This window comes from Micromonospora inaquosa, assembly GCF_003857055.1.
GTDB lineage: Bacteria > Actinomycetota > Actinomycetes > Mycobacteriales > Micromonosporaceae > Micromonospora > Micromonospora inaquosa.
The window spans coordinates 1-13,182 of record NZ_QGSZ01000379.1; the positions used below are offsets into that span (position 1 = coordinate 1).

Annotated in this window: 11 protein-coding genes; 8 read left to right on the forward strand and 3 right to left on the reverse strand. The window is 70.5% G+C overall.

All coding sequences use genetic code 11. The annotated features are described in order from the left end of the window. A partial coding sequence (locus DLJ59_RS34175; RefSeq protein WP_124778242.1) for an MFS transporter occupies window positions 1–803 on the reverse strand: 803 nt, incomplete at its 3' end. Between the two features lie 107 nt (window positions 804–910). Here DLJ59_RS34175 and DLJ59_RS34180 point away from each other — a divergent pair. From DLJ59_RS34180 to DLJ59_RS34190, 3 genes are all read left to right on the forward strand, one after another. Beyond that, window positions 911–1,510: a TetR/AcrR family transcriptional regulator gene (locus DLJ59_RS34180; RefSeq protein WP_030331931.1), complete on the forward strand. Its 600-nt coding sequence runs from the start codon at window positions 911–913 to the stop codon at window positions 1,508–1,510. Window positions 1,511–1,581: 71 nt separating this feature from the next. Then, window positions 1,582–2,949 (forward strand): acetyl-CoA carboxylase biotin carboxylase subunit, encoded by a 1,368-nt coding sequence (locus tag DLJ59_RS34185; protein WP_124778243.1) that lies wholly within the window; start codon window positions 1,582–1,584, stop codon window positions 2,947–2,949. 177 nt (window positions 2,950–3,126) lie between these two features. After that, the gene (locus tag DLJ59_RS34190) at window positions 3,127–4,047 is read left to right on the forward strand and encodes a hydroxymethylglutaryl-CoA lyase (RefSeq protein WP_124778244.1); all 921 of its coding nucleotides are present in this window, start codon (window positions 3,127–3,129) and stop codon (window positions 4,045–4,047) included. A gap of 54 nt (window positions 4,048–4,101) precedes the next feature. Here the strand turns inward: DLJ59_RS34190 and DLJ59_RS34195 are convergent, their stop codons facing one another. After that, window positions 4,102–4,662 (reverse strand): snapalysin family zinc-dependent metalloprotease, encoded by a 561-nt coding sequence (locus tag DLJ59_RS34195; RefSeq protein WP_124778245.1) that lies wholly within the window; start codon window positions 4,660–4,662, stop codon window positions 4,102–4,104. A 167-nt stretch (window positions 4,663–4,829) separates the two neighbouring features. Here DLJ59_RS34195 and DLJ59_RS34200 point away from each other — a divergent pair, with 167 nt between their 5' ends. The 3 genes from DLJ59_RS34200 to DLJ59_RS34210 all read left to right on the forward strand — a co-directional run bounded on the left by DLJ59_RS34200 (window position 4,830) and on the right by DLJ59_RS34210 (window position 10,368). Further along, complete coding sequence (locus DLJ59_RS34200; RefSeq protein WP_124778246.1) at window positions 4,830–6,362, forward strand: acyl-CoA carboxylase subunit beta; 1,533 nt, start codon at window positions 4,830–4,832, stop codon at window positions 6,360–6,362. A 78-nt stretch (window positions 6,363–6,440) separates the two neighbouring features. Continuing rightward, complete coding sequence (locus tag DLJ59_RS34205) at window positions 6,441–7,589, forward strand: acyl-CoA dehydrogenase family protein (protein ID WP_124778247.1); 1,149 nt, start codon at window positions 6,441–6,443, stop codon at window positions 7,587–7,589. Window positions 7,590–7,722: 133 nt separating this feature from the next. Then, window positions 7,723–10,368, forward strand: a complete 2,646-nt coding sequence (locus tag DLJ59_RS34210) for an ATP-binding protein (RefSeq protein ID WP_124778248.1) — start codon at window positions 7,723–7,725, stop codon at window positions 10,366–10,368. A 241-nt stretch (window positions 10,369–10,609) separates the two neighbouring features. Here the strand turns inward: DLJ59_RS34210 and DLJ59_RS34215 are convergent, their stop codons facing one another. Continuing rightward, window positions 10,610–11,128, reverse strand: a complete 519-nt coding sequence (locus DLJ59_RS34215; RefSeq protein ID WP_124778249.1) for a MarR family winged helix-turn-helix transcriptional regulator — start codon at window positions 11,126–11,128, stop codon at window positions 10,610–10,612. A 99-nt stretch (window positions 11,129–11,227) separates the two neighbouring features. On the opposite strand from DLJ59_RS34215, the gene DLJ59_RS34220 reads away from it, so the two are divergent. Next, complete coding sequence (locus DLJ59_RS34220) at window positions 11,228–11,809, forward strand: YceI family protein (RefSeq protein ID WP_124778250.1); 582 nt, start codon at window positions 11,228–11,230, stop codon at window positions 11,807–11,809. A gap of 310 nt (window positions 11,810–12,119) precedes the next feature. Beyond that, window positions 12,120–13,182: glutamate-cysteine ligase family protein (locus DLJ59_RS34225; protein WP_124778251.1), on the forward strand; the 1,063-nt coding region annotated here is incomplete at its 3' end.

Genomic DNA, 13,182 nt, shown 5'->3' on the forward strand with positions numbered 1-13,182 from the left:
CCTCTGCGCCTCGTACGGGCAGCGGCGGCGAACAGCCCGTACCCGGCCGGCGGCACCCTCAGCACGTCCAGCGCGTAGAGCACCAGCACCGCCAGGATTCCGCTGATCGCCAGGTTGCTCGCGGCCGCGAGCACTGTGACCCGCCACAGGATCTGGTGCCCACGCAGCCAGCGCAACCCCTCGACGATCTCGCTCCGCACCGAGCCGCGCGGGCTTTCCCCGCTGATTCGCGCAGCCGGGGCGAGGGCCAGCACGAGCAGGGCGGCCGCCGCGAAGGTGACGGCGTCGAGGGCGAACGGAAGGGCCGGGGCGGCGGCGAACAGGACCCCGGCGGCGGGCGCCCCGAGAAAACCACCGGCCACCGCGGACCCCGCCTGGAGCCGGCCGTTCGCCCGGGGCAGCGCGTCCGGCGGCACCAACGCCGGAAGCAGCGCGAACGAGGCGGAGTCGAACAGGGTGCCCAACGTGGCGAGCAGAAACGCCGCCGCCAGCAACACCAGGACGCTGACCCGGTCGAGCGCGACCATCACCGCCAGTGCCGCCACCACGACCGCGCGTACCCCGTCGACCACTGCCATCGTCCGACGGCGGTCCCAGCGGTCCGCGTACACGCCACCGAGCAGGCCGAAGAGCAGCGGCGGCAGCTGCCCGGCCACGGTGACCGCCGCGATGATCCGCGGGTCGCGGGTCACGGTCGCGGCCAGCAGGGCCAGTGCCGGCGTACGCAGCGCGTCCCCGAACCGCGACGAGACGGCGGCCGACCACAGCAGCCGGAAGTCCCGGCCCAGAGCGGAGGAAGTCATGGCGGCGACCGTGCCGGTTCGACCGGGTCGAGGGTCAAGCCACCACAGTGCGGAACGACCGTCAGCCGCCGCTCCACCGCAGGCAGTTTGCGGTCTAGGCTTGCCCGGTGACGGTGGAGCAGCAGGCACGGGGTGCGGCAGGTGCGGGCCGGCGCAGGTCCCGCAAGGACGAGATCCTGGAGATCGCGGTAGGTCTTTTCGCGGCGCGTGGCTATCACGGCGTGTCGATGGACGACATCGGCGCGGCCGCCGGAGTGACCGGGCCGGCGTTGTACCACCACTTCGCGGGCAAGGAGGCCATGCTGGCCGCCGCGCTGATTCCGGTCAGCGAAGGGTTGCTGGCCGGTGGGCGGGAACGCGCCGCCGGGCGCTCCGACGACCCGCGCGGCGTACTGGAGTCGCTGATCGACTTCCACGTCGAGTTCGCGCTGGCCAACCCTGCGGTGATCGCGTTGCACCTGCACGAGCTGGACCGCCTCCCCGAGGAGCCGCGGCGGCGGATTCGTCGCCTGCAACGGCTCTACGTCGAGGAATGGGTGACAGTGCTCACCGCGCTGCACCCGGGCATGCCCGACGGTGAGGCGCGGGTGCTCGCGCACGCCGCGTTCGGCCTGATGAACTCGACGCCGTTCCTCGGTGGTGAGGTGGACCGGCGACGCCGCGCCGAGCTGCTGCGCGGCGCTACCCTGGCCGCGCTGCTCGCCTGAGCCGACTCGTCAAGAGCGTGCCGGTCATGATTCCCTGACATCGTCCCACCATCCGGACGCCGGGAGGAAACATGATCGAGTCACTGCTGGTCGCCAATCGGGGCGAGATCGCCCGCCGGATCATCCGGACCGCCAAGCGGCTCGGCATCCGCGCGATCGCTGTGCACTCCGAGGCCGACGCCGACCTGCCGTTTGTCGTGGAGGCGGACGAGGCGGTCCTGATCGGTCCACCGAACCCGGCGTTGAGCTACCGCAACACCGAGGCGATCCTCGCCGCCGCGAAGGCGACGGGTGCGCGGGCCATCCACCCCGGGTACGGCTTCCTGTCGGAGAACGCCGAGTTCGCTCGTACCGTCGAGGCGAGCGGCCTGGTCTGGGTCGGGCCCGACGCGGACGCGATCACCGCGATGGGTGACAAGATCAACGCCCGGAACCTGATGGCGGCGGCCGGCGTTCCGGTCGCGCCCGGCACCACCGACCCGGCCGCCGACCTGGACGCGGCGGTGACGGCCGCCGCCGAGATCGGCTACCCGGTGATGGTCAAGGCCGCCGCCGGCGGTGGCGGCATGGGCATGGGCGTGGCCGTCGACGAGGCCGCGCTGCGCACCGAGTACGACAAGGTGCGCGCATTCGCCGAGCGGATGTTCGGCGACGGTTCGGTGTTGATCGAGCGGTACTTTCCCCGGGTACGGCATGTCGAGGTGCAGATCCTCGGTCTGGCCGATGGCCGGGTGGTGGCGCTCGGCGAGCGGGAGTGCTCGGTGCAGCGGCGCAACCAGAAGCTGGTCGAGGAGTCCCCGTCGCCGGCGGTCTCGCCGGAGCTGCGATCCCGTCTCCTGGCGGCGGCGGTGCGGGCCGGCGAGGCGGTCGGCTATCGCAACGCGGGCACTGTGGAATGCCTGTTGGTCCCGCGTCAGCCGGGCTCCGAGGACGACGGCCCTGGCTCCGAAGACTTCTTCTTTCTGGAGATGAACACGCGGTTGCAGGTGGAGCACCCGGTGACGGAGTACGTCTACGGCATCGACCTGGTCGAGGAGCAGTTGCGGGTGGCCTCCGGGCTGGCGCCGACGTTCGACCCGGACGCGTTGACCCCGGGGGGCCACGCCATCGAGATGCGGATCAACGCCGAGGATCCGAAGCGCTTCCTGCCCGGCCCCGGTGTGATCAGGACGTGGGTGGAGCCGACCGGCGAGGGCGTCCGGGTGGACTCCGGCTACACCGAGGGCAACACGGTCACCCCTTTTTACGACAGCCTGCTGGCCAAGCTGATCGTCAGCGGCGCGACGCGCGACGAGGTGCTGGAGCGCGCGAGGGTGGCGGTGGCCGCCTTCCAGATCGAGGGCCCGAAGAACAACGTCCCCTTCTTCGCCGAGTTGCTGGAGAACGAGGAGTTCCGCAGCGGCGCCTACGACACGGGCATCGTCTCCCGTATGCGCTGACCGGCCAGGTCGTCGTGCCGGCGGCCGCCCGGCAAGACTGGTTCGCACGCCCTTTGCTCTGCTTACCTATATGCGACAGCGGTCGTCCGGAGGCCCGACAACGGCCCGTCGCATATAGGGCAGCAGAGCAAAGGGACCGACACACTGTCCCGACCCGACGTCACAGCGAGGTGACCGATGAGCCATTTGCCAGATTCCGTCTCCATTCGTGAGGTTGGGCCGCGCGACGGGTTGCAGAACGAGGACCCGATCCCGACCGACGCCAAGGTTCGGCTGCTCGACGCCCTCTCCGCCACCGGCGTACGCCGGATCGAGGCGGTCTCGTTCGTGCACCCCAAGGCGATCCCGCAGATGGCCGACGCCGACGAGGTGTGGCGGCGGGCGGTGAAGGCCGACGGGGTGCGGTACTCGGCGCTGGTGCCGAACACCCGGGGTGCCCAGCGGGCCCTCGCCGCCGGGTTCACCGAGATCGAGGTGGTGGTCTCGGCCAGCGACACGCACAACCGGCGCAACGTCAACCGATCCACCGACGAGTCGCTGGACGACATCGCCGAGTTGATCGACCTGCTGCACGGTGCCTCGGCGCGGGTCGAGGTGATCGTGGCGACCAGCTTCGGCTGCCCGTACGAGGGGGACATCGACCCGCGGCGGGTGGCCGGAATCGTGGACCGGGTCGTCCGCGACGGCGCGGACCGGGTCGCGTTCGGCGACACCACGGGCATGGGCACCCCCCGCCGGGTCCGCGAGCTGCTGACCGCGGTACGCGACAGCAACGCGCACGTGCCGGTCCTGCTGCACTTCCACAACACCCGGGGTACGGCACTGGCCAACCTGTTGACCGCGCTGGAGCTGGGGGTGACCGAGTTCGACGCCAGCGTCGGTGGCCTCGGTGGTTGCCCGTACGCGCCGGGTGCGAGCGGCAACCTGGCCACCGAGGAGGCGGTGCACATGCTGCACGACATGGGCGTGGACACCGGCATCGACCTGCCGGCACTGATCGAGGCGGCGGAGTTGGCCGAGGAGTTGCTCGGCAAGAAGCTGCCGTCCGGTGTGCTGCGGGCCGGCCCGCGTACCCGGTTGACGCCGCTGCCGAGCTGAGGACGCGACGAAGGGGCCGGCGCATCCGCCGGCCCCTTCCATCTGCCAGGTCGCTCAGCTCACCGGGGTGAGCATGCTCGGCCAGCTGTCGCGGAAGATGTCCGCGCTGCGGTCGGTGGCGCTGAACGTGCCGGCGAAGAGGTTGCTGACCCGGCTCGCCTCGGCGCTGCTCGGGTAGGGGTTGGTGCAGCTGGTGCCGGCGCTGCCGCCCGACATCAGCAGCGAGCAGTTCCCGTTGTAGTTGTCCGGCAGGCCGAGGATGTGCCCGATCTCGTGGGTCATGATCCGCAGCACGCTGTACTGGGCGGCCTGCTGGGTGTCGATGTAGACCCGGCCGTTGCCGAGGCTGGTCCGGACGGCGTACGAGCCACCGCCGGTGATCCGGTAGATCCGCAGGTTCGAGCCGCAGTTCGCCGAGAGCGTCAGGTTGACTGTGGCGTTGTTCCAGATCGTCGCGGCCTGGTTGGCGACGCTGGCGTAGCTGCCCGCCTGGCTGGTGTTGTAGCAGATGGTCATGGCGGCGGACGCGGGCGCGGGGTTGGCGACCGTGAGGCCGAGGGTGGCGAGTGCCGTCGCGAGCAAGGCGACCGCGAGCCGATTGAGTCGTGAGGTCATCGCTGACTCCAATCCGGGAGGAGGGGTGTCAGGAGCCTAGCGACACTCATTCATGTTATTCAATGTCTTGCTCTCGGCTCGACTGTCTGATTCGCTCGTAGGTCGCCGACAGTCGCAGTCATGCGCTAGCCTAACGATCGTTCAGGTCATCTGCTGGAGGAGTTGGCGTGACGCTCGACGGTGAGGCACTGGAGCAGCTGCGCAAGCGCGCCCGGTCCGGCGGCGCGGACAAGTACCACGCGGCCAACACGGCCAAGGGCAAGCTCTTCGCCCGTGAGCGGGTCGCGCTCCTGGTCGACGAGGGCTCATTCGTCGAGGACGGCCTCTACGCCAACGCGCTCGCCGAGGGGTTGCCCGCCGACGGCGTCGTGACCGGCACCGCCACGATCGACGGTCGACAGGTCTGCCTGATGGCCAACGACTCCACCGTCAAGGCCGGCAGCTGGGGCGCCCGCACCGTCGAGAAGATCATCCGCATCATCGAGCGGGCGTACGGCGCCGGTGTGCCGATGGTCTACCTGGTCGACTCGGCCGGTGCCCGGATCACCGACCAGGTCGACCTCTTCCCCGGCCGGCGTGGCGCCGGCAAGATCTTCTGGAACCAGGTCCGCGCCTCGGGCTCGATCCCGCAGGTCTGCGCGCTGTTCGGTCCGAGCGCCGCCGGCGGGGCGTACATTCCGGCGTTCTGCGACGTGGTGGCCCTGGTCGACGGCAACGCGAGCATGTATCTCGGCTCCGACCGGATGGTCGAGATGGTCACCGGCGAGAAGACCACCCTGGAGGCGATGGGCGGGGCGAAGGTGCACACCGCCGAATCCGGCGTGGGGCACTTCCTCTGCAAGACCGAGGCCGACGCGCTCGACGTCGTGAGGACCTACCTGTCGTACCTGCCGGCGAACTGGACCCAGCAACCGCCGGCCGCGCCGGCGGTCGCCGCGCCCGAGAAGGCCGACCTGGCCGCGCTGGTGCCGGCCAGCGAGCGGCAGGCGTTCGACATGCGGCGGTACGTCAAGGGCCTACTCGACGAGGGTTCGTTCTTCGAGATCCAGGCGCTCTGGGCCAAGGAGTTGACCATCGGCTTCGGCCGTCTCGACGGCCAGGTCGTCGGCGTGGTCGGCAACAACTCGATGTTCAAGGGCGGCGTGCTCTTCGTCGACTCGGCCGACAAGGCCACCCGGTTCGTGCAGCTCTGCGACGCGTTCAACGTGCCGCTGCTGTTCCTCAGCGACGTACCCGGCTTCATGGTCGGCAGCGCGGTGGAGAAGCAGGGCATCATCCGGCACGGCGCCAAGATGATCACCGCGATCTCCGAGGCGACAGTGCCGAAGATCTGCGTGGTGGTCCGCAAGGCGTACGGCGCCGGTCTCTACGCGATGGCCGGCCCCGGGTTCGAGCCGGACGCCACGATCGCGCTGCCCACCGCGAAGATCGCCGTGATGGGCGCCGAGGCAGCCGTGAACGCCGTCTACGCCAACAAGATCGCCGCCATTGCGGACGAGGACGAGCGGGCCGCCTTCGTCGCCGCCAAGCGAGCCGAGTACGAGCAGGACATCGACGTCGTCCGGCTCGCCAGCGAACTGGTGGTGGACGCCATCGTCGAGCCGCACGACCTGCGCACCGAGCTGGTCCGTCGATTCGCGGCGGCGCGTACCAAGGATCGGCACTTCTCCCGTCGTCGGCACGGCGTCACCCCGGTCTGATCATCGACGCAGGCCCGCACAGCGACCCGCCCCCGGCGTCACGAGCGCCGAAGCGGACCGTCCTTACAGGAGGATGAGATGGACTTCCGGCTCACCGACGAACAAGCGGCGCTGCGCGAGAGCGTGCGGGAATTCGCCCGCGAGGTGGTCGCCCCGGTCATCGCCGAGCACTACGAGCAGCACACCTTTCCGTACGAGGTGATTCGGCAGATGGGCAAGATGGGCCTGTTCGGCCTGCCCTTCGACGAGGAGTACGGCGGCATGGGCGGCGACTACTTCGCGCTCTGCCTGGCTCTGGAGGAGTTGGCCCGGGTCGACTCCAGCGTGGCCATCACGCTGGAGGCGGCGGTCTCGCTGGGTGCGATGCCGATCTACCGCTTCGGTACCGAGGAGCAGAAGGCGACCTGGCTGCCCCGGCTGCTCAGCGGCGAGGCGCTGGCCGGCTTCGGCCTCACCGAGCCCGGCACCGGCTCGGATGCCGCCGGCACGCAGACGCGGGCGGTGCTGGACGGTGACGAGTGGGTGATCAACGGGTCGAAGGCGTTCATCACCAACTCCGGGACCGACATCACGGCCATGGTCACTGTCACCGCGGTGACCGGCACGAACCCGGACGGCTCCAAGGAGTTGTCGACGATCATCGTGCCGACCGGCACGCCCGGGTTCACGGTCGCGCCCGGCTACTCCAAGGTGGGGTGGACCGCCTCGGACACCCACGAGCTGACCTTCGACGACTGTCGGGTGCCGGCCGCCAACCTGCTCGGCGCCCGGGGTCGGGGCTTCGCGCAGTTCCTGCGGATCCTCGACGAGGGCCGGATCGCCATCGCCGCGCTGGCCGTCGGCCTCGCGCAGGGCTGTGTCGATGAGTCGATCAAGTATGCGAAGGAACGGCACGCCTTCGGTCAGCCGATCGGCGCCAACCAGGCCATCCAGTTCAAGATCGCGGACATGGAGCTGAAGGCACACACCGCCCGGTTGGCCTACTACGACGCCGCCGCGCGGATGCTGGCCGGCGAGCCGTTCAAGCGGCAGGCCGCCATCGCGAAACTGCACGCCAGCACGATCGCCGTGGACAACGCCCGGGAGGCCACCCAGATCCACGGCGGGTACGGCTTCATGAACGAGTACCCGGTGGCCCGGTTCTGGCGGGACTCCAAGATCCTGGAGATCGGCGAGGGCACCAGCGAGGTGCAGCGCATGATCATCGCTCGGGATCTGGGTCTCTGAGTGGTCCAGCCGAACTGATCAGCGAGTCGTTCCGGACGGACTGTCCGTACGGCTGTCGGGTTTCGGCGAGTGGGCGTCGGTAGCCCGACGTTCGACTGCCGATGGTCGGAGTCGATCCGTACTCTTCGTGCCCATGACTCCGGATCATGACCGATCGCGGAGCCCGGCTGGACGTACCACGCTGCCGGAGCTGCTGCGCGGGCATCGACGCGCCGCCGGCCTGACCCAGGCCGAGCTCGCGTCCCGGGCCGGGGTGGGTGTGCGGACGGTGCGTGACCTGGAGCGTGGCCGGTCGATCCGGCCCCAACGCACCACCGTCGAGCTGCTCGCCGGGGCATTGGCGCTGACCGGCACCAGCCGGGCGGCGTTCCTGGTCGCGGCCCGCGGCGTCGGTGCCGAGCCGGCCCCGCCGGACGCCATCTCGACGACGTTCGCGGTCAGCGGCAACGCCGCGTCGGCGACCGCGCCCACCGACCCGTCGGTCGCGCTCCCGCCGCCGGTCGCGTTGATCGGCCGGGAACGGGACCTCACCGAGCTGGCCGGAATGCTGACCGCCGAGCATGGGCCCCGGTTGGTGAGCCTCGTCGGATTGGCCGGCGTCGGCAAGACGGCCCTGGCCACGTCGGTGGCGCACCTGGTGGCCTCCGCCCACCCGGCCGGTGTCGCCGGGGTGCTGGTCGGCGAGGGGTCGGACGGTCCGGACGTGCTCGCCACCTCGATGTCCGTGCTCGGCGTGGCACGCCTGCCCGAACTCGCGGCCCGGCTCGCCGGGCGGCCGGCGCTGCTGGTGATGGACGCGGTGGAGCGCGCCCCGGGCCCGGTGGCCACGACCCTGCACCGGTTGATCGGCGCACTGCCCTCACTTCGGGTGCTGGTCACCGGGCGGCACCCGGTCGGGTTGCCCGGTGAGCGGGTCTGGCCGGTCGCGCCGCTCGACGTGCCACCACCGGAAGCCGAGCACTCCGGACTCGGGTCGTGGCCGGCGGTCGCGTTGTTCACCGCCCGGCTCGCTCAGGTTCGGCGGGAGCCGCCCACCCCCGCTGAACTGCCGGCGCTCGCCGCGTTGGTTCGCCGGTTGGGCGGGCTGCCGTTGGCCATCGAGCTGATGGCCGCCCGGGGCCGACTCCTCGACCTCCCCGAACTGCTCGACCGGTACGGCGACCGGGTGCTCGATCTGGCCACTCCGGCAGACGCGTCCGCCCACCCGGGCTGGGACGCGCCGGAGGCGCCCACCAGCCGCGTGAGCCCCGACACCCGTGCGGCGGCCGGGGTCACCCTGCGGGACGCGGTGGCGTTCAGCTACCGCCTGTTGGCGTCGGACGAGCGGGCCGCGCTGCGGCAGTTGGCCGTCTTCGGTAACCGCTGGTCGGTGGAGTTGGCCGAGGAGATGCTCGCCGACGAGGCCGACCGGGACGGCACGGTGGCGATCGACCCGGTGCCGCTGTTGGACCGCTTCGTCGAGTTGGGGCTGCTGAGCGTACGCGGCACCGGGTCGTTCCGGTTCCGGCTGCTCGACGCGGTCCGTGACTACGCCGTCGAGCAGGCGGCCGGTGGGGGTGAGCTGACCTGCATCCGGCGTCGACACGCGGAGGTCATCACCCGCCTGGTGGCACGGACCGCCAGCGACCTGGTCGGCCCGCGGTTGTCCGACGCGGTGCACCGGCTGGACGAGATGAGCGGTGACATCAGCTCGTCGTTGGCCCACGCGGCTACCGACGACCCGTTGACCGCGCTGCGGCTGGCGGCCTGCCTGACCCGCTGGTGGCGGTTCCGCGGACGCGATGTCGTCGGGCGGCAGTGGCTGCGGCGGCTGCTGGCGGACCCGCGAACCGCCGACGCCGATCCGTTCCTGCGTGGCTGGGCCGCTCTCGGGGTCGCCCGGCTCGCGGCCGAGCACGGCGCTGGTGCCGAGGAGCTGTCGACGGCCCGTGCGGCGTTGGACACGTTCCGGCAGGCCGGCGACGTCACCGGGGAGTTGGAGGCGCGCAACGTGCTCGGCACCCTGCTGATCTCCGTCGGGCAGCAGGAGGAGGCTCGCGAGCAGGCCGAGGCGCTGCTGCGGTTGGCCGCCCGCAACGGTCGCACCCGGGACCTGGCGGTGGCCCAGAACAGCCTCGCCTGGCACGAGATCCGTTCGGGCGACCTGGCTGCGGCCCGCCGCCGGCTCGCCGCGGTGGACCGACTTGCCGTCGAGAGTGGGGAGCAGCGACTGCGGGTGCTGGGCTGGGCCAATCGCGCCGAGGTCGCCCGGCTGGAGGGCTGGTACGCGGACGCCATCGACCGTGGCCGGCGGGCGATCGAGGTCCTTGCCGAGCTGGGTGATCCGGGGCGTCGCCGTCGGGTGCTCGGCACCGTCGGGCTGGCGCTCGCCCAGGCCGGGCGGGTCGCGGAGGCGACCGAGGTGCTGACCGAGTTGCGTGCCGGGGGCGTGGAATCGTTGCCGGCGCGTCCGACCGTGCCGCGACAGCGCTCAAACGACGCGTCGCTGAGGTCGGGTGGGCCGGAGGTCGGGCTCTGCGCGCTGATCGAGGGGACCCTGGCGCTGCACCGGGGTGACCGGGAGTTGGCCGCCGAGTGGTTCGCCGCCGCCGCCGACAATGCGGGGCAGGATCGCCGCGACGTGGTGGAGGCGCTGGTGGGACTGGCCGCGAGCACTGGCGACCCGGCGGTGCTCGATCGACTGGACCAGGCCTGTGTGGAGAGCGGCATCCGGCTGCTGCCGCAGGAGTCGGGCCTGCTCTACGCGCTGGTCGCCGACCGGAGTGGGCCGGCTCGGTAGTAGCGAGGAATCGGGGTGCCCGCACGTGCCTCGGGTGGATCGGGGAGTGGCGCGGGCGAAGAGCCCCCTTTGGTGCTACCCCTCGCTGATCGCCCGCGCCGTCACCCCCCGGTGATCCCCGGTGCGGAAAGCCTGCCACCGGCGCGATGGCAGAAAGTCGGCTTGGACCGAATCCTCCAGCTTGGCTGGGTCAGTTCTGCCGGTCTTTCTGCCGCTGCCACCGCCCGTCGGCGAGTGCTTCTCATTGCCGTCGGGCGGCTCCGTCGACGTCGGGGGTCTGCTCCGGGTCTGCGTCGTCACTGCCGGCGGTGGCGCACGGGTGTGCGGCGTCGCGGACCCGCCGCAAACCGTCGAGGAGGGCCGTCAGCGCCTCGGGGTCGAGTTGCCCGGTGAACCACTGCTCGATCATCTGAAGGTGGCCGGGGAGCGTCTCGTTCAGGCGTTGCATCCCGGCGGCGGTGACCACCGCGTACGAGCTGCGTCGGTCGGTCGGGCAGGCCCGGCGGGTGAGTAGCCCGTCGCGCTCCATCCGGTCGACCACCCGGGTCACTCCGCTGGTCGACAGGGAGGTCTGCGCGGCGAGGTCGGTCATGCGTAGTTGGTTGCCCGGCGAGCGGGCCAGTCGGGTGATGACCTCGAACTCGACCGCGGAGAGGCCGTGCTCCTCAAGTTGGGCGGTGAACCGGGCGGACAGCCCGGCGTGTGCCTCGAAGAGCAGGCCGACGGCGGTGATCCGGGGATCGTCGAAGACGTTGGTCACCTGTTCATCATACCAGTGCTTGACACGGGGAATGTTGTTGCGGTTATATTTGCTCAAGCAGTCGTTGGGCTATTAAACAATCTTGTGGAGGATAGCAGCATGACCAGCAGCATCGATGCGGTGACCCGCGACTGGGACGGCCTCACCATCCCGACGGCCGGCACCTACGTGCTCGACGGGGCGCACAAGCGGGTCGGCTTCGTTGCCCGGCACATGATGGTGAGCAAGGTTCGCGGTGAGTTCAACGAGGCGACCGCCACCATCACCGTTGCCGAGGACCCGCTGCAGTCGTCGGTCGTCGCCACCATTCAGGCCGTCAGCGTCGACACCACCCAGGCCGACCGGGACGCGCACCTGCGCGGCCCCGAGTTCCTGGACGCCGAGAAGTTCCCGACGCTCGAGTTTCGCAGCACCGGGGTCAAGTCCCGTCGCGGCAGCGAGTTCGTGCTCACCGGTGAGCTGACCATCAGGGACGTCACCCGTCCGGTCGAGCTGGAGGTGGAGTTCGAGGGTGTCGGCCGCAGCCCGTTCGGCCAGGACATCTTCGGCTTCTCCGCGAGCACCGAGATCGACCGCGAGGAGTTCGGCCTGACCTGGAACGTCGCCCTGGAGACCGGGGGCGTGCTGGTCAGCCGCAAGATCAAGATCGAGATCGAGGGCGAGGCCGTCCGTCAGGCCTGATCCCCTGGGATCGCCGGAGGGTCAGGGGCACCCTCCCTGGCGATCCGGCACGCAGGGCCCGCGCCGCACGTCGGCGCGGGCCCTGCGTTGTCTCCGCTCGTGGTAATTGTCACGAGTTGATCGCGCGTCATCGGGTCCAGCTGGGCGACGACGGGGTACAGATGGCGCCACGAGCGCGTCCGCGCCGGTCGACGTCGGATCATCGGCGTCGGCCACTGGCCCCGGCCAGGTGGGCGCTCTTACCGTGGATGCTTCACAAAGCGCTTCCGGGACGGCAGGATCCCGACCGCGCCGGCCGTCGGGAGGACACATGGGCAGGGACGTCTCAGAGGGCGCCTTCACCCGGGATGATCGAGTCCGGTATCGGCAGAAGGTGCGGCGGTGCCTGGACGTCTTCGCCCTGATGCTTGACGACTTCGGCTTCGACGCTGACCGGCCGATGACCGGCCTGGAAATCGAACTCAACCTGGTCGACTCGGCCGCCGAGCCGGCGATGCGCAACGAGGAGATCCTCGCCGACATCGCGGATCCCCTCTTCCAGACCGAGTTGGGGCAGTTCAACCTGGAACTCAACGCCGAGCCCCGACTGATCGAGGGCACCGGCTTCGCCGACTACGAGCACGACCTGCACGGCAGCCTCTCCCGGGCCGACGAGCGTGCCGCCAGATCCGACGCGAAGATCGTCCTGGTCGGCATCCTGCCCACCCTCACCGAGGGGCACCTGGTCGAGGACAACCTCTCCACGAACGAGCGCTACCGGGTGCTCAACGACCAGATCGTCGGCGCCCGGGGCGAGGACATCGAGCTGGACATTCGCGGCGTCGAGCAGTTGCGGACGCACACCGACTCGATCGCCCCCGAGGCCGCCTGCACGAGCCTCCAGTTCCACCTCCAGGTCGCCCCGGACAGCTTCGCCGACTACTGGAACGCGTCCCAGGCCATTGCCGGTGTGCAGGTGGCGGTCGGGGCCAACAGCCCTTTCCTGTACGGCCGCCAACTGTGGGCCGAAACCAGGATCGCCCTGTTCCAGCAGGCCACCGACACGCGCCCGGACGAGCTGAAGGCCCAGGGCGTACGACCGCGGGTGTGGTTCGGCGAACGGTGGATCACCTCGATCTTCGACCTCTTCGAGGAGAACGTCCGGTACTTCCCGCCGCTGCTGCCGATCTGTGAGGACGAGGACCCGGTGGAGGTCCTGCACGCCGGCGGTGTACCGAAGCTCGGGGAGCTGCGGCTGCACAACGGCACGGTCTACCGGTGGAACCGTCCGGTCTACGACATCATGAACGGCCGTCCGCATCTGCGGGTGGAGAACCGGGTGCTGCCGGCTGGTCCGACGGTGGTGGACATGCTGGCCAACGCGGCCTTCTACT